Annotated in this window: 17 protein-coding genes and 1 pseudogene; 7 read left to right on the top strand and 11 right to left on the bottom strand. The window is 27.7% G+C overall.

The genetic code is table 11. The annotated features are described in order from the left end of the window. Positions 1-34: 34 nt before the first annotated feature. The 3 genes from waaC to AJ932_RS04700 are packed head-to-tail and all read left to right on the top strand — an operon-like array spanning position 35 to position 2,629. A complete protein-coding gene (waaC, locus tag AJ932_RS04710; RefSeq protein ID WP_070278158.1) occupies positions 35-1,063 on the top strand; it encodes a lipopolysaccharide heptosyltransferase I in 1,029 nt (342 codons plus the stop codon). Continuing rightward, complete coding sequence (locus tag AJ932_RS04705) at positions 1,053-1,931, top strand: lipid A biosynthesis lauroyl acyltransferase (protein ID WP_070278160.1); 879 nt, start codon at positions 1,053-1,055, stop codon at positions 1,929-1,931. The genes waaC and AJ932_RS04705 overlap by 11 nt, the downstream gene beginning before the upstream one ends. Further along, positions 1,928-2,629: a glycosyltransferase family 2 protein gene (locus AJ932_RS04700; RefSeq protein WP_070278162.1), complete on the top strand. Its 702-nt coding sequence runs from the start codon at positions 1,928-1,930 to the stop codon at positions 2,627-2,629. The genes AJ932_RS04705 and AJ932_RS04700 overlap by 4 nt, the downstream gene beginning before the upstream one ends. On the opposite strand, the gene AJ932_RS04695 is transcribed toward AJ932_RS04700, so the two are convergent. The 3 genes from AJ932_RS04695 to AJ932_RS04685 are packed head-to-tail and all read right to left on the bottom strand — an operon-like array spanning position 2,622 to position 5,381. Beyond that, positions 2,622-3,692 carry a glycosyltransferase gene (locus AJ932_RS04695; protein WP_070278164.1) on the bottom strand — a complete coding sequence of 357 codons (1,071 nt, stop codon included), beginning with the start codon at positions 3,690-3,692 and terminating at the stop codon, positions 2,622-2,624. The genes AJ932_RS04700 and AJ932_RS04695 overlap by 8 nt on opposite strands. Continuing rightward, positions 3,673-4,452, bottom strand: coding sequence for a glycosyltransferase family 25 protein (locus tag AJ932_RS04690; protein WP_070278165.1), 780 nt, complete (start codon positions 4,450-4,452; stop codon positions 3,673-3,675). The genes AJ932_RS04695 and AJ932_RS04690 overlap by 20 nt, the downstream gene beginning before the upstream one ends. Then, positions 4,449-5,381: a glycosyltransferase family 2 protein gene (locus AJ932_RS04685; RefSeq protein ID WP_070278167.1), complete on the bottom strand. Its 933-nt coding sequence runs from the start codon at positions 5,379-5,381 to the stop codon at positions 4,449-4,451. Before AJ932_RS04685 ends, AJ932_RS04690 begins: the two co-directional genes overlap by 4 nt. 69 nt (positions 5,382-5,450) lie before the next feature. On the opposite strand from AJ932_RS04685, the gene AJ932_RS04680 reads away from it, so the two are divergent. Together AJ932_RS04680 and AJ932_RS04675 are read left to right on the top strand one after the other, a co-directional pair. Next, on the top strand, positions 5,451-6,836 hold the full coding sequence (locus tag AJ932_RS04680) for a hypothetical protein (RefSeq protein WP_070278169.1): 1,386 nt from the start codon (positions 5,451-5,453) through the stop codon (positions 6,834-6,836). 1 nt (position 6,837) lies between these two features. Beyond that, positions 6,838-7,911 carry a hypothetical protein gene (locus AJ932_RS04675; RefSeq protein ID WP_070278171.1) on the top strand — a complete coding sequence of 358 codons (1,074 nt, stop codon included), beginning with the start codon at positions 6,838-6,840 and terminating at the stop codon, positions 7,909-7,911. A 6-nt stretch (positions 7,912-7,917) separates the two neighbouring features. On the opposite strand, the pseudogene AJ932_RS04670 reads toward AJ932_RS04675, so the two are convergent. Both AJ932_RS04670 and AJ932_RS04665 read right to left on the bottom strand, forming a co-directional pair. Continuing rightward, positions 7,918-8,740 (bottom strand): annotated as a pseudogene (locus tag AJ932_RS04670) (glycosyltransferase). Between the two features lie 55 nt (positions 8,741-8,795). Next, on the bottom strand, positions 8,796-9,605 hold the full coding sequence (locus AJ932_RS04665; protein WP_070278173.1) for a glycosyltransferase family 2 protein: 810 nt from the start codon (positions 9,603-9,605) through the stop codon (positions 8,796-8,798). Between the two features lie 58 nt (positions 9,606-9,663). Between AJ932_RS04665 and waaF the strand changes: the two genes are divergently transcribed. Further along, positions 9,664-10,614, top strand: a complete 951-nt coding sequence (gene waaF / locus AJ932_RS04660) for a lipopolysaccharide heptosyltransferase II (protein ID WP_070278175.1) — start codon at positions 9,664-9,666, stop codon at positions 10,612-10,614. A gap of 189 nt (positions 10,615-10,803) precedes the next feature. Here the strand turns inward: waaF and AJ932_RS04655 are convergent, their stop codons facing one another. From AJ932_RS04655 to gmhB, 6 genes are all read right to left on the bottom strand, one after another. Further along, entirely contained in the window at positions 10,804-11,439 is a 636-nt protein-coding gene (locus tag AJ932_RS04655; protein ID WP_070278176.1) for an IS607 family transposase, read from the bottom strand. Then, a complete protein-coding gene (locus AJ932_RS04650; protein WP_070278178.1) occupies positions 11,439-12,071 on the bottom strand; it encodes a zeta toxin family protein in 633 nt (210 codons plus the stop codon). Before AJ932_RS04650 ends, AJ932_RS04655 begins: the two co-directional genes overlap by 1 nt. 95 nt (positions 12,072-12,166) lie before the next feature. Beyond that, the gene (gmhA, locus tag AJ932_RS04645; RefSeq protein WP_070278180.1) at positions 12,167-12,739 is read right to left on the bottom strand and encodes a D-sedoheptulose 7-phosphate isomerase; all 573 of its coding nucleotides are present in this window, start codon (positions 12,737-12,739) and stop codon (positions 12,167-12,169) included. Continuing rightward, positions 12,736-14,124 (bottom strand): D-glycero-beta-D-manno-heptose-7-phosphate kinase, encoded by a 1,389-nt coding sequence (rfaE1, locus tag AJ932_RS04640; protein ID WP_070278181.1) that lies wholly within the window; start codon positions 14,122-14,124, stop codon positions 12,736-12,738. Before rfaE1 ends, gmhA begins: the two co-directional genes overlap by 4 nt. Further along, positions 14,114-15,070, bottom strand: a complete 957-nt coding sequence (gene rfaD, locus AJ932_RS04635; protein ID WP_070278183.1) for an ADP-glyceromanno-heptose 6-epimerase — start codon at positions 15,068-15,070, stop codon at positions 14,114-14,116. The genes rfaE1 and rfaD overlap by 11 nt, the downstream gene beginning before the upstream one ends. After that, positions 15,071-15,631: a D-glycero-alpha-D-manno-heptose-1,7-bisphosphate 7-phosphatase gene (gene gmhB, locus AJ932_RS04630; RefSeq protein ID WP_070278185.1), complete on the bottom strand. Its 561-nt coding sequence runs from the start codon at positions 15,629-15,631 to the stop codon at positions 15,071-15,073. Between the two features lie 80 nt (positions 15,632-15,711). Between gmhB and AJ932_RS04625 the strand changes: the two genes are divergently transcribed. Beyond that, positions 15,712-16,014, top strand: coding sequence for a c-type cytochrome (locus tag AJ932_RS04625; RefSeq protein ID WP_002852762.1), 303 nt, complete (start codon positions 15,712-15,714; stop codon positions 16,012-16,014). Positions 16,015-16,030: the final 16 nt, after the last annotated feature.

Below are 16,030 nucleotides of genomic sequence, written 5' to 3'. Positions count from 1 at the left end.
ATCATAGCAAAAATTTTAAAATATTAGGCTTTTAATGAAAATAGCAATTGTTCGTTTATCAGCACTTGGTGATATTATCCAAAGTGCCGTGGTTTTGCAATTTGTCAAAAATTTTAAAAAAGATATAGAAATTCATTGGTTTGTAGATGAAAAATTTGAAGGCATACTTAAAAACCATCCTTTAATAGACGGACTCTATGCCCTGCCCTTAAAAGACAAAAAAATTTTAAAAAGCCTAAAAATTCTTCTTAAAGCAAGAAAAAACAACTATAATGCAGTAATAGATCTACAAGGGCTTATAAAATCTGCTATTGTAAGTCGAATTTTAAGTAGAAATAATTTTGGTTTTGATAAAAATAGTCTTAAAGAAAGTTTTGCTCATAATTTCTACAACCAAAAACTTGAGTTAGATTACAATGAAAATGTATTTGTAAGATACTTAAGTCTTACCTCCTTTATGTTAAATACTGATTTTAATGTCAAAAATTTAGCCTTTAAACAAGATATTTTTAGCGTAGATGAAAATTTAAAACAACTCTTAAGCAATAAACTCAAGCTCGACAAAAACGAAAAAAACATACTCATACACGTGGGTTCAAGTGTAGAAAATAAAATCTACCCTAAAACCAAACTTGCTATACTTTGTAAGCTTTTAATCAATGAATTTCAACAAGCAAAAATTTGGCTCGCTTGGGGAAATGTAAAAGAATACGAATTTGCTAAAGAGGTTTTAAATCTTAGTGGTATTGATGAAACACATATAGAATTAGCGCCAAAATTCAATCTTGAAGAACTAATGGCTTTTACAAAAATGATGAATTTAATCATAGGAAATGATAGCGGCCCAACACATTTAGCTTTTACTTTAAATAAGGCATCTATTACGATTTTTGGTGCAACACCAAGCTACCGCAATGCTTTTCAAACTCATATCAATAAAATCATTGATGCAGGTAAAAAAATCCAAAATGCCAAGCATATCGATAAAAGTGATTTTTGTATCACGCGTATAGAAGAAGAAGATATCTTCAAACTTGCCAAAGGCTTACTTAATGAAAAATAGTGATAGAATATATCTTAGTCTTTATTATATTTTGAAATTTTTTGTTACTTTTATGCCTGATTGTATCTTGTATTTTTTAGCTTTGATTGCAGCAAGAATCACTTTTCATCTTAACAAAAAACATCGTAAAATCATCGATACAAATTTGCAAATCTGTTTTCCTCAATACGCTCAAAAAGAACGCGATAAATTGTCTTTGAAAATTTATGAAAATTTTGCTCAATTTGGAATTGATTGTTTGCAAAATCAAAACACCACCAAGGAAAAAATTCTCAATAAAGTAAATTTTATCAATGAAAATTTTCTTACAGATGCTCTAGTTTTAAAGCGTCCTATTATCTTCACAACTGCACACTATGGAAACTGGGAAATTTTAAGCCTTGCTTATGCAGCTAAATATGGTGCGATTTCCATAGTGGGAAAAAAGTTAAAAAGTGAAATTATGTATGAAATTTTAAGCCAAAGTCGCACTCAATTTGACATAGAACTTATTGACAAAAAAGGCGGTATAAGACAAATGCTAAGTGCTCTAAAAAAAGAGCGAACTTTAGGAATTTTAACCGATCAAGACTGCACTGATAAAGAAAGCGTGAAGCTAAAATTTTTTGGCAAAGAAGTAAACTATCAAATGGGAGCAAGTTTTATCGCTCAAAAAACTAATGCTTTGATCATCCCTGTTTATGCCTATAAAGAAGATGGTAAATTTTGCATAGAGTTTTTTAAAGCAAAAGATTCTCAAAATGCAAGTTTAGAAGAACTGACACTTTATCAAGCACAAAGTTGCGAAGAAATGATTAAAAAAAGACCTTGGGAATACTTTTTTTTCCATAGACGCTTTGCAAGTTATAATCAAGGAATATACTCATGAATATTTCAATAGTAATACTAACTTTTAATAGCCAAAAATATCTTCAAGAAGTATTACAAAGTGTTAATTTTGCCAATGAAATTATTTTAATAGATAGCGGAAGCACGGATGATAGTTTAATAATAGCAAAAACTTTTAAAAACGTGAAAATTTTCCATCAAGATTGGCTTGGTTTTGGAAAGCAAAAACAATTTGGAGTTGAAAAAGCAAATAATGATTGGATATTTGTTTTAGATAGTGATGAAGTTTTTACTGAAGAATTAAAAGAGGAAGTATTGCAAATAATTAAAAATCCATCATTTAAAGCATACAAAGTAGCAAGATTAAATTTTTTCTTTGGAGAAGCAATAACAAAAATGGGGCTATATCCTGATTATAACATAAGATTATTTCATAAAAAATATGCCAAATTTAATGAAAGAGAAGTTCACGAAAGCATAATCTGTCAAGAAAAAATAGGGAAATTAAAACATCATTTTTTACATTATGCTTATGAAAATATCGAGCAATTTATAGATAAGCAAAATAAATACTCAGGTCTAAATCCTAAAAAAAATAACCTTCTTAAAGCTTTAATAAATCCTTATTGGACTTTTTTCAAGCTTTATTTTGTAAAATTAGGTTTTTTAGAAGGCAAAAGAGGTTTTATCATAGCAAAACTTTATGCACAATATACTTTTTGGAAATATATTAAGTAGTTTTAATCATATCAAACAATTCATCCCATTTTTTCATCACACTTTCTACTTTATAAGATTCAACTTTTTCTTTGGCCTTTTTAACAATTTCTTGTCTTAAGTTTTCATCTTGCATTAAAAGCGATATTTTTAAAGCCATATCATTAAAATCACCCATCTTAAATAAAAGTCCATTATTTTTATCATCGATTAACTCGCTTACACCCATATAATCACTACTGATTCTAGCGCATTCATAAAAAGCAGCTTCGATTAAAACTATGGGCAAGCCTTCTTGTTTGGAACATAAGCATAAAATTTTAGCTTTTTCATAGTAAAAACTTAAGTCTTCTATATAGCCTACAAAATCGATGTGCAAATTTAAATTTTTAGCAAGCTCCATCAAATTCTTTTTTAAAGAACCCTCTCCTGCTATGATAATCTTCCATTTATTTAAAACATCTTTTTGGATACAAGATAAAGCTTTAATAAAAACATCCACAGCCTTTTCTTCCTCTAATCTTCCTGCATATAAAATAATGTTTTCTTTATCATTTGTATGAATTTGTTTTTTTACACCCAAGGGATTAGGCATGATGATTTTGTTTTTTACAAAAGAATAATATTTAAAATCTTCCCCAGTTAAAACACTTAAATAGGTAGCCAAAGGATATAGTTTTCTTCTTAAACGATTGGTTTTTTTAGACTTTTCTCCAAGATGAAAACCATGCTCGCAAATAATATGCTTGATGCCTATATTTTTATTTGCAAGTAGGGTAAATAAATTGGGCTTGGTTTTAAAAGAAATCATAATATCAGGCTTATACTGTTTTAATTTTTTTTTAATTGTACACTTATATATGATTTTATTGATAAGTTTATTTAAAAAACGGATGGGAGTTAAAGCTTTGGTGTTGATAAATTCAACATAAGAATTGCTACAAATATCATCATAAGCTAGGGGTGTCTTTTCAAAAAATAACAAAGAAAGCTCGTGATTTTTACTCCATTCTTTAACAAGTTGATAAATAACATAACTTACCCCACCTTTGTTAAAATAGTCACTAACAATCAATATTTTCATAAGGTCTAACCTTTTTTAAACTAGGTAAAAAATATTTTATAAAAATATGAATTTTTTTAATATATTTACTTATTTTATTTTTCTTTTTAAGAAATTTTTTATCATCTTGAGTAGAACTTTCAAACATAAAATTTTCATGTGTATAAACAAGCACAGGAAACAAAGCGTAAGTGTTTAAAACTTTTTCATTACAAGTAAGAGCATCTATAGGCAAATAAATTTTTTCTAAATGAGAAAGCAGTTTTAAGGCTCCATTTTTGGTTATAAAATAACCATAAGTACCGTTGCCTCTAGCGATCAAACGACGAATTTTATAATTTAAGATTTTTTTTGCAAATCTTCTTGAGTAAGGACTTTCTATCCTAAAACCATCATCATTATAAACCTGTCTTTGATGCCCTAATAACAAAAGCTCCAAGTCGTTAGGAAATTCATTAAGGTGTTGTAAAAATTCAAGTAAGTTTTCATCAAAATACGCATCATCTTCTAAAATCACAGCGTGTTTTAAATTTTCTTGCAATATTTTTTCATAACATTTTTTATGAGATAAAGAACAACCAAGCTCTCCAAGCCCTAATTCTCTTTTATGAAAATTTAGCATTTTGTCATAATCAACTATATTTAAATATTCTTGCTTACTTATAACTTTTCCTTCTACAGCTTCGATGATTTCATAATCAAGTTGATATTTTTGACACAATTGACTAATGTATTCTTTTCTTTTCTTTGCTTTTTTAAGATTGATGATAAGAAATTTCATTTTAATTCCATTGCTAATTGTTTTATATATTTTTTTCTTATTAATTTTATCTTTTTTCTTTTTAATTTTATGAGAATTTTTTTAAAAAAATTATTATGAACAATACGATATTTTAAATCCAATTTATGTATAGAAAGCTCGCAAATAAAGCATTGACATAATAAAAAATATATAGAATTTAAAGCATTAGAATATAAATTAAGCCTATGAATAACAAAATTTAAATTTTCTATAAAAAATTGCATCTTATGAAAATTTTTTCTTTCATTGGTTGATGAGCTAATATTTTGTATATTGTAATTAATCAAACATTGCTCTAAAGTTACAATACGCTTACATTCAAGATAATACAAAGTAAGGAGCAATGCATCTTCTGCCATAGTAAGTTTTGGGTTTTCATTGATTTTTTCAAAAGTCTTTAAATATTTTTGTTTTTGAAAAACTTTTGTCCATATACCCCAATTATATATATTTGAATTAATAATCTGTTTTGCTAAAAATTTCAAATACTCATCAATATTATAATTACTATCGGTAAAAAAAATATTTTTTTTCAAAATTGTATCCAGAGTATTATAATTAAAACATATCAAATCATTGTTTTGAACTAAATACTTAGATACTTCCTCACAAGCCTCAAATTCTAAATAATCATCAGGATCTAAAAACATGACATATAAAGAATTAGCTACCTTAACCCCTTCATATCTAGCTCTTAAAAGACCTAAGTTTTTTTCATTGTGAATTATTTTTATTCTTTCATCTTTTTTAGCGTATTCTTTAGCTATATTTATACTTTTATCACTCCCACAATCATCAACTACAATTATTTCTATATCTTTAAAAGTTTGATTGATACAACTTTCTAAAGCTTTGGCTATATATTTTTCTACATTAAAAGTTGGCAAAATAATTGAAATTTGAGACATAAGCTTTCCTTGATTTCTTTAATGTTATAATTCTGATATTATAATAATTTTAACTTAAGATAGATTACAATGAAAAAGTATATTATATCAAATAGAGAAGATAGTAATGGAACTAGATTTTTGGGAATATTAAACGCATTTTATATTGCCAAAAAACTCGAGTGTAATTTTCTTTTTACTTGGACTGATACCCTAGAACAATTTGTTCTAGATAATACAAATAAAACAATAGATAAAGATTTTGAAAATCAAAAAATTATTTCTGCAAATTTTGATTTAAAAGAGGATATTTTTGCTAAAAATTTCCTAAAAGAATATTGTATAGAACAAAATATAATTCCTAAAGATATTTTTTCAGACTATAAAACGCCTTTAAATAGCTTTAAACAGTTTCAAAAAATTTTCCAAAACACTCCATATTCATACTTTGAGATTCCTTTCTATATGAGATATTCTTGGAAAGATATTGATCTTAATGATTATCTTATGAAATGTAAACAAATTTGGGAAAATGAAATAATTTTTAACGATAAATATAAAAAAATAATGCATGATGCTAAAGAAAAAGCAAAAATTTTAAAAAATTTCTGCGCATTACATCTAAGAAATGGTGATACAGTATATTCTTATGCTAATTTTAGAAAATTTAACACCGCAACAACATATCATGCAACCCCTTATGAACTTGCTATAGAAATAATAAAAAATGAAAGCAAAAAACAAACTGTTGTAATTTTTACAGATGATGTCAGCTCTGCAGAAATAATGTTAGATTATTTAAAACTAGATAATGTTTTTTTAGCTAATAATTTTAGAGATTTTAACTCTATGAGTTCTACGGAAATGTTTATATATGATGTTACACTTATGTCATATGCAACAAAAATTTATGGTTCTTATTCAGCAGTAACAAGGCTTTCTTCAGCAATTAGTGGACATGGGTCTCATATTAATATTCATGATTTATTAAACGAGAAACAAAAGTACAATATACTTACAAAATATTATCATTGTCTTGATATCCATAGAGATCAAAAAGCCTACTCATCATTTTATGCATATCTATCAGGATTAAAAACTGGCATCAAGCTTAAAAAATTACAAAATTATCTTGAAGATGCATTAAAACTAGACCTTGATAATGATAAATATAGAATATATTTGGTTGATTGTTTAATGAAACAAGGGAAAATTCAAGAAGCAGAAAACTATCTTCAAAATATAATTAAAAAAAGAAATAAAGAATTTATGGAGCTTTTATTACCATCAGATAAAGAGAGTGCTTTTTCAAAACTACTTATTAATTATCATATTAATAATTTAAAAAAATATCCTCTTATTTATAATATATTTTTACAAAGTATGAATAAAATGCCTTTTTATTTTACTAAAAAGAAAAATAAAATTTTGTTAGGAAAATTTTTAAGATATACGCCATTACGAAAGTTTTTTTAGTATGTATTATTCATATTATTTTAGAAAATTTTTTGCAAAATTTATATGCTTATTTATTTTTAATAAAAAATTGCGACAATACATTAGACATAAAATTACCTATCATCCTATTCAAATTCCATTGCATAAAATTGATAAAAATATCAATACAAATATTCTAAATCAAATTAATACTCATACCAATGAATACTTCATAAAAGAAAACAAAACCATTCATGGGGGGGGGCATAAGGGGTATTTTGACTTTGATCCTAGATCAAAAGATAAAAACTCTCCCTTAAATCCTTGGGCTTTTATAAGAGTAAAAAATGAAGCCATTACTTTAAGAGCTTCTCTTGAAAGCATATTGCCTGCCATACAAAGAGGTGTTATAGGTTATAATGATTGTGATGATGGAAGTGAAGAAATAATCTTAGAATTTTGCAAACAACACCCTTCTTTTATACCAGTAAAATATCCTTATGAAATTCAAATTAATAATCCTAAAGAAGAAAAAAATAAATTTTATTTTTATTGCAATTATTTAATGACCTATATACCTCAAAATGAATGGCTAATAAAGATTGATGTTGATCATATTTATGATGCTAAAAAGCTCTATAAAAGTTTTTATATACCTAGAAAAGATTATGACTTTGTAGCTTATTCTCGTATGGATTTTATTGTTAAAAATCAAAAAATATTTATTAAAAAGCATAATTTTGGGTATTTAAATAATATAGGTAATGACCAGTGGCTTATTAAAAATAACAATATCACGTGGGAAGAAAGTATAGATATTATTAATAATTTAGCCTATTATTTTGAAGCTGTTGATACAAAAAAATACAAACTATATCATACTGAATTATTAAATTATCATTTTCCTTGCGAAAAATTTAGAAAAAAAATAACTATCAACGATGTAGAATTAACCCCTCTAGATAATTTTTTAAAAGAACATTATCCTAAATTACAAAACATTATAGATATTAATATTTTAGATGAAAAATTAATCTTAGATAAATACAATAGCTTTAATTTCAATATTCAAAAACCAAATATGAACTATCCAAAAGATAAATATAACTTCTAATATTATTTATAATAATTTATTCAATGGGAAATTTAATCTTAAATATAATTCCCATAATTTAATTTGTTTAATTAACATTTTTATTTTATATTTCACTAATAACTTATTATAAATTCCTCCTTTATAAAAGTAATTCTTATTCATTTTATTAAGTCTCCACATTTCAGAAAACAAATGCAAACAAGGTCTATTTTCATCAAAAGTTTTTTTCTTATCTATAAAATCTCTAACATTTTTCCATGGAATTTGACAAGTATCCTTATAATCTAAGGCATATTTTTCCAAATCACATTCTTTAACCCATTTAGTTAAAAACCAAGGTCCTATGACTCCCCAAGGGATGGTTTTTCTATTATCTACAATCTTCTTTGCTTCTTCTATAAGTAATTTTCCAAAATCACTTTGTTTTGGAAATTTAAGTAATGAAGTTGTAATTCTAGCTTTGTTAGGATCATCATCAATTTCCTTAGAAAAAATATATTCTTTTTCATAATAATCATAAGGGCTTAAACACACCATATCTAAATCTACCCATATCCCCCCCCCTGAGATAGAGTAGATTAAATCTAAAAAAATCTGAAAAAGCAGCCACTCCAGCTCCCCTATCATCACTAAAATATTCTTCAAAAGGCACAATATCATTTGCATCTTTAAGTGTAAAATTATCAAACAATTCTTGGAATTTTAAAAAGATTCTATCATTTAAATTATAAGTATACAGATGGAATTTATATCCATTATCAAGCCAAGATTTAATCGTAAGAATTTCCATCAAACCTATGCCATTACAACCTTTAGGAGTATACCAAAAACTTGAAATTTCAGTCATTACTAGCCTTTTAATATTAAAAAAATATAAAAACTTAATTATATAAAATCTAATCTTAAATTCTATTTTTTAAATCCATCTCTTCTTTCTTTAAAACCTTAAATAATTTTTGATGAAAAGTATCATTTTCAAATTCTAAAGAAAACTTTTCTATCAACTCATTGCTTTTTACTTTATCTTGATAATTTTGATTTAAAATTTCTTTATTTTTGTTTTCATATCTTCCATTTGGATTAAATTCATAATGATAAATGCAAGTTTTAAAAACAGCTATTTTATCACAAAACATAAAATAAACATAACAAAAAAGCACATCTTCACCATAACTTAAATGCTCATCAATTTTAATTTTTTCAAAACTTTTTAAGATGATATCTTTTCTAAAACACTTCGCCCAAACAGACCAGCAAAAATGCCTTTGTTTGCTTAAGAATTCCAAAAATTCCTTTTGATTAAAAACTTCATCTTGTTTAAAACGATAAAATTGCTTGATTTTTACCCTATGTACAAAGGCATCAAAACAAAGCAAATCAAAACCTTTTTTCATCTCTTTAAGGGCTATTTCACAAGCATCGAGTGTTAAAAAATCATCACTATCTAAAAACATTACAAAATCAGAACTAGAATGTAAAACTCCCAAATTTCTACTTGCAAAAGTGCCTAAATTTTCTTCATTTTGAAAGATTTTTATCCTTGGATCTTTTTTAGTAAATTCTAAAACTATATTTAAACTATTATCTTTACTTTTATCATCGATAATCAAAATTTCAATATCTTTTAAAGTCTGATTTATACAACTTTGCAAAGCTCTTGAGATAAAATCACAAGAATTAAAAAGCGGGATTATGATAGAAAGTTGTGGCATATTTTTCCTAAATTTTGTTAAAATAATAAAAACAATTCTATCAAAATTTAGGAAATTCATGAAAATTTTTATACATCTTCCCACTTGGCTAGGCGATGCAGTGATGGCTTCACCTGCTTTATACGCTATAAAAGAACATTTTAAAAATGCCCAATTTATCCTTTATGGCTCTTTGGTTTCCACAGCACTTTTTAAAGAATTTCCTAATTCTAAAATCATCATAGAAAATAAACAATCCCGCTATAAACAAGCCCTATCTTTACGCAAAGAACTTGGTAAAATCGATCTTAGCTTTGCTTTTAGATCTGCGTTTTCTTCTAAGATTATCTTACATATTCTTAAAACAAAGCAAAGATATCTTTTTGACAAAAACAAGCACAAAGAAGAACATCAAGTTTTAAAATACCTTTATTTTATAGAAAACTCACTTAGTATAAAAGCTCATTTTAAAGACTTAAAACTTCCCTTTAAGCTAAAATTTCAAAACCCTCTTGTCTTAAAAAATGGCAAAAAAATTCTAGGACTCAACCCTGGCGCAAGCTTTGGAAGTGCAAAAAGATGGGATGCGAGTTATTTTGCTAAAGTGGCTTTAAATTTCAGCCAAAGTCATGAGATTTTAATCTTTGGCGCAGGAAAAGCCGAACAAGAACTTTGTAATGAAATTTATCAAATTTTAAAAGAACAAAACATAAAAGTAAAAAATCTTTGCAATAAAACCACCATCAAAACCCTTTGTCAAAATATCTCTTTTTGCGATCTTTTCATCACAAATGACAGTGGTCCTATGCACCTAAGTGCGGTTTATAAGGTAAAAACCGTAGCTATTTTTGGCCCTACGAAATTTACTCAAACCTCGCCTTGGCAAAATGAAAACGCAAAATTAGTGCATTTAGATCTAGCTTGTATGCCTTGTATGCAAAAAACCTGTCCTTTAAAGCACCATAAATGCATGAAAGATCTAAAGCCTAAAAGAGTGATAGAAGAAATTAAAAAATTAAGCACTCCATAAAAAAATTTTATAGGGTTGCTTATGCTTTTTAGCTCTTTTATTTTATTTTCTTGCCTTTAAACCTTACTAGGCTTTTATGTATTAAAAGCTGTAATATTTATATAGATGCAAAGGTATTTTAATTTTAGCGAAAACAAACACTTTTTTTAAAATATGTATTATTGCTTATTATTCGAGTCTAGCTCTATTTTATGCAAAAGTATCATTTATTACGCCTTGCATATCATCAAGTAATTTTTTATTTTTCTTTGAACGAGAACCATACAACCTAGTTGAAAAAACTGTTATTATTTCTAAAATATCTTTGGCAAATTCCTCTTCAAATTTAGCATTTTCATTACCTTTATTAATAATAATTACTTCGACTTCTTTAGCTTCACATATTGCAAATACTAACTCTGCACCCAATCTAAGAAGTCTATCTTTATGAGTTAGAACCAATCTTTTTACTTGTCCGTCTAAAATCAAATTTAAAAGTCTTGTTAAACCTTTTTTATAGTAGTTTATGCCACTGCCTAAATCATGTATAACTTCATAATTAAACCCTGCTTTAGTACAATAAATTTCTAAAATTTGAACTTGTCTTACAAGTTCAAATTTTTGATCGTGGCTACTAACTCTTGCATAAGCAATAGTTTTTAAATTATCAGTATTAAATTTTATATTTTTATTGATATTTTTAAGAGTTTGTAATTTATATCTACGCTGTCCTCCTTGAGTAATATCATCAGGCTTTAACAAACCTTGTTTATCCCAATTACGGATTGTTTGTATTGTAACACCAAGTAAATTTGCAGCATGTCTGATAGAAACAAGCTTATCTATTATAGTTTAATCCTACTAGAATGATTATATTCATTATTATAAGAGTGGCTTTTAGATTGTATTTTATCTGGTATTAAATCACTAAACCAAGCGACATTATTTTGCAAATCCAATATCCCGTTTGTTATCTTTGCAATTAATTCATAATTTTTAGTATTATCATAAACCAAAATCTCATCACATAATGGCATAATTTTTAAAAGATTTTGCATACTTTCATAATATCTTTTATCTATTAAATATGGCTCTATGTCGTGTCCGCCTTTAGCTACTCTTATTTTTACTCGTGCTTTTGCAGTTTGCGGGCTATCAAGTCCTACGAAGTGTAAATTGATTTTATAACCATGCTCTTTTAATTCACTAAATAGATTTAATATAGCTTTTCCACAAAGCGTAGTTTCTTGATTAAAATTAAGTTTATCATTTATATATACTTTACGCATTTTTATAGCTATCTTTGAGGCACGAACTTGAGTTTGTCTATCTCTATGATCTCCAATGCTTTGAGCTATCTCATCTACATTTATGCGATAACCTAAATTTATTCCTTGCTCTTGTGCTAAAAAATATAAAGTAGTCTTTCCTGCACCATTTACACCAGCAAAAATAGTAGCTGTTGGTTGATTTACCATAAAAAGTTCCTTGTATAAATTTTTAAGTAATAGCAATAAATTTTCAATAAAAATCTAAAAATATTTGATATTTATTTATAGCTTTTCATAGGTTTTTATAAATCAGTTTTATAGCTCTCATCGATGATCTGACAAAGTGTGTGTATGATCAAAATATGCATTTCTTGAATTCTAGCCGTATCATCGCTTGGCACAACAAGATTATGATCACAAAGCTTATTCATCATTCCACCACCTTTTCCGCTAAGCCCTAGACAAAGCATATTAAGCTCTTTTGCTTTTTTCAAAGCTTCTAAAACATTAGGGCTTTTTCCGCTCGTTGAAATACCGATTAAAACATCCTTTTCATTTCCTAAAGCTTCCACTTGTCTTGAAAAAACAAACTCAAAGCCATAGTCATTTCCTATAGCACTAAGTGCTGAAGTATCGGTTGTAAGTGCTATACCTGCTAAAGCCTTGCGTTCTTTTTTATAACGCCCACTGAGTTCAGCTGCAAAATGCTGTGCATCAGCTGCACTTCCACCATTTCCACAAATCAAAATCTTACCATTTTTTTTAAGACACTCACACAAAAGCTCACCTATTTTAGCGACTTGTCCTTTTAAAATTTCACTTTCTTGAACGATTTTTTGATGTTCTTGCCATTCTTTTTCTACTAAATTTATCATTTTTTATCCTTAATCTTTTCTATGATCTTGCTGGTACTAAATCCTTCTTCAAAGTCGATTAATTCAACCTTTGAAACGATATCTGCACCCACAACAAGCTTATCTTTATAATCAGCTCCTTTAACCAAAATATCAGGTTTTAAAAAGCTTATAAGTTCCAAAGGCGTATCTTCATCAAAAATCACTACAAAATCCACAAAATAAAAAGCTGCCAACATACAAGCTCTTTGAAACTCTGAATTTACAGGACGATTCTCGCCTTTGAGTCTTTTCACACTCGCATCTGAGTTTAAACCTACAATCAAAACATCACCCAATCTTTTAGCTTTCTCAAGGTATTTTATATGTCCAAAATGCACTATATCAAAACAACCATTTGTAAAAACGATCTTTTTATCATTTTGTTTTAAAAGCATTAAAAGCTCTTCTTTGCTTTTGATTTTTTTCTCAAAATCCACACGATTAAAACTCTTAATCTCATCAAAACTCACACTCACGCTACCTATTTTACTCACTACAACAGCTGCAGCTTCATTGGCAAGTTCGCAAGCTTTAAAAATTTTAATCCCATTTGCCAAACAAAAAGCCAAAATGGCAATCACGCTATCGCCAGCCCCTGTTACATCATAAACTTCTAAGGCTTTAGCAGGTGCGATTTTTAAACCCTCATCAAAAAGTGCAATCCCTGCTTCTGAAAGAGTGATGATAGAATAACGCAAAGAAAAATCTTCTTTTAATTTTTTAATCCCTTTTTCTAAATTTTCACCCTCTAAATTTTCAAATTTCAAAGCTTCTAAAGCTTCTTTTTTATTAGGGGTAAGCAAAGTTGCACCGCTGTATTTACTAAAATCACTCCCTTTAGGATCAACTAAAACAGGGATATTTAAAACATTTGCTTTTTCTATCAAAGCTTTGCAAACCTTAGGCGTTAAAATGCCCTTAGCATAGTCACTTAAAACCACAGCTTTAAAATCTTTGATCTTTTCATCAAACAAAGCAATAAGTTCATTTTCAAGCAAAATCTCACTTGTATCTTCTTCATCTAGTCTTAAAACCTGCTGATTGTGTGCCATAATGCGATTTTTAAAAGGGGTTTTGCGTCCTTTTTGGATCAAAAATTCTCCTTTTAAATTTTCTTGTAAAAATTTCCCACTCTCATCATCGCCCACAACACCAAGTGCAAAAACATCAGCGCCTAAACTTTTCAAATTTGCATAAACATTCGCAGCCCCGCCTAATCTTTTATCTTCTTTAAGAGTTTTAGCCACTAAAACAGGGGCTTCAGGGCTGATACGCGAACAATCACACCAAGTGTAATTATCCACCATAAAATCCCCTATAATTAAAATTTTAGGTTTTTGCTGGCTTAAAAACTCAACAAGCATTTACTTCCTTTTCGAAGAGTCTTTTTATCTCGCCTAAATAATCTTTTATCCCCTCTTCTAAAGTGAATTTTGGCTGATAATCCCAAGTTTGATCTAGCTTTGCTTCAGTATGGAATTGATAAGATTTTATATAAGGATTTGGGATATATTCACAAGGCAAATCAGTCTTTAACTCTTTTTGCAAAATATCAACTATATCTTGAAAGGTTCTTGCTTTACCACTGCCCACATTATAAACCCCACATTTTGAATCAAGGGCGATTAAATTGGCATTAATAACATCTTTAATATAAGTAAAATCTCTATAAATTTGATCACTTTCTTCAAACAAGCGTGGATTTTTTCCTGCTAAAATTTGATGGCCAAATTGCAAAACCATAGAAGCAGTTTTGTTTTTATAAAATTCGCCTTTTCCATAAACATTAAAATATCTAAGTCCTACCAAATGGGCTTTATCATAGTATTTTTTCGCTAGCTTATCCATCATCAATTTTGAAAAAGCATAAGGATTTTTTGGTTCTTCATCTTTACCTACAGTTTGTGGACTTTTTGCATCACCATAAACCGAAGCTGAACTTGCATAAATAAGCTTTGCATTAAGATCTACACTAAGTTCTATAAAATCTTTAAAAGTATTTAAATTGGTTTGCAAAACCTTAGTTTGATCAAAAACCGTAGTGTCTGAAATTGCTGCTTGATGAAAAATAATCTCTGGCTTAAAATCTTCAATCTTTTTTAAAACTTTTTCATCGTTAATATCACCTGCAAAAAGCTCTCCATCAAATTCAAGTAAATTTTTAAAATGCCCAAAACTTTGCAAATTTCCATTTTCAAAAGTCACACTACTACGCATTTTATCGATGATTAAAATTTCATGTTTTTCTTGCAAATTTAAAGCTAGTTGCGAACCTATAAACCCTGCGCCACCTGTGATTGCTATTCTCATTTAAATGTCCTTTTCTTTAAAAAAGCTCAAAATTTCTTTTAAATTTTTAAATTGTCTAAAAAAATCACCTTCTTTTTTTTCTTCATTCACTAAAATCAAAGTGCCAATATCAGCATTTAATCCTGCTTGCATATCACTTAGATTATCTCCGATAAAGATAGAATTTTTCATATCCAAATCAAACTCATCTTTTGCTTTTAAAAGCATGCCTGCTTTAGGTTTGCGACACTCACAACCTTCTAAATGCGGACAATGATAAATTTTATCAATTTTTATATCTTGTTTAGCAAATTCTTTAAGCATATAATCACAAAGCTTAAAAAAATCACTTTCCTTGTAATATTCTCTTGCAATGCCTGATTGGTTTGTCGCTATAAAAAGCAAATAATTTCTAGCCAAAAAATATCTACAAAGTTCAAAAATTCCATCACAAAATTCAAAATCTTCTATTTTATAAACATATTTTTTATCTATATTAATCACACCGTCTCTATCTAAAAATAATGCTTTTGTTTTCATAAAAAACATTATAATATAGCTTTTTAAAAAGAAAATAAACATTATCTCTAATTTCTTAAGATTTTTATAAAAATAAAGATATATAATACCTAGCAATCTAATTTTTACTAAGGAGAAAACAAATGAAAAAATTATTAGTAGTTTCTGCTTTGGCATGTCTTGGTGTTTCTGCTTTTGCTGCAGATGGTGCTACACTTTTTAAAAAATGTGCAGTATGCCATGGTGCAAATGCTGACAAAGTTTACTTAAACAAAGTTCCAGCTTTAAAAACTCTTTCTTCTGCTGAAAGACTTCAATACATGAAAGAATATTCAGAAGGCAAAAGAAATGCTTATGGTCAAGGTGCGATCATGAAACTTAACCTTAAAGGTTTAACTGAAGAAGATTTTAAAGCTATCGAAGCTCATATTGAAACTTTAAAATAATTTCTAAAAAAGGCTT

The organism is Campylobacter sp. BCW_6873, assembly GCF_001762365.1.
Taxonomy (GTDB): domain Bacteria; phylum Campylobacterota; class Campylobacteria; order Campylobacterales; family Campylobacteraceae; genus Campylobacter_D; species Campylobacter_D jejuni.
The sequence above is the reverse complement of the archived record's forward strand: the minus strand, read 5'-3'. Positions and strand labels throughout refer to the sequence as shown.

Coding starts and splice junctions, on each gene's coding strand:
- waaC (WP_070278158.1), top strand. CDS start 35: ATGAAAATAGCAATTGTTCGTTTATCAGCACTTGGTGATATTATCCAA.
- AJ932_RS04705 (WP_070278160.1), top strand. CDS start 1,053: ATGAAAAATAGTGATAGAATATATCTTAGTCTTTATTATATTTTGAAA.
- AJ932_RS04700 (WP_070278162.1), top strand. CDS start 1,928: ATGAATATTTCAATAGTAATACTAACTTTTAATAGCCAAAAATATCTT.
- AJ932_RS04695 (WP_070278164.1), bottom strand. CDS start 3,692: ATGAAAATATTGATTGTTAGTGACTATTTTAACAAAGGTGGGGTAAGT.
- AJ932_RS04690 (WP_070278165.1), bottom strand. CDS start 4,452: ATGAAATTTCTTATCATCAATCTTAAAAAAGCAAAGAAAAGAAAAGAA.
- AJ932_RS04685 (WP_070278167.1), bottom strand. CDS start 5,381: ATGTCTCAAATTTCAATTATTTTGCCAACTTTTAATGTAGAAAAATAT.
- AJ932_RS04680 (WP_070278169.1), top strand. CDS start 5,451: ATGAAAAAGTATATTATATCAAATAGAGAAGATAGTAATGGAACTAGA.
- AJ932_RS04675 (WP_070278171.1), top strand. CDS start 6,838: ATGTATTATTCATATTATTTTAGAAAATTTTTTGCAAAATTTATATGC.
- AJ932_RS04665 (WP_070278173.1), bottom strand. CDS start 9,605: ATGCCACAACTTTCTATCATAATCCCGCTTTTTAATTCTTGTGATTTT.
- waaF (WP_070278175.1), top strand. CDS start 9,664: ATGAAAATTTTTATACATCTTCCCACTTGGCTAGGCGATGCAGTGATG.
- AJ932_RS04650 (WP_070278178.1), bottom strand. CDS start 12,071: ATGGTAAATCAACCAACAGCTACTATTTTTGCTGGTGTAAATGGTGCA.
- gmhA (WP_070278180.1), bottom strand. CDS start 12,739: ATGATAAATTTAGTAGAAAAAGAATGGCAAGAACATCAAAAAATCGTT.
- rfaE1 (WP_070278181.1), bottom strand. CDS start 14,124: ATGCTTGTTGAGTTTTTAAGCCAGCAAAAACCTAAAATTTTAATTATA.
- rfaD (WP_070278183.1), bottom strand. CDS start 15,070: ATGAGAATAGCAATCACAGGTGGCGCAGGGTTTATAGGTTCGCAACTA.
- gmhB (WP_070278185.1), bottom strand. CDS start 15,631: ATGTTTATTTTCTTTTTAAAAAGCTATATTATAATGTTTTTTATGAAA.
- AJ932_RS04625 (WP_002852762.1), top strand. CDS start 15,712: ATGAAAAAATTATTAGTAGTTTCTGCTTTGGCATGTCTTGGTGTTTCT.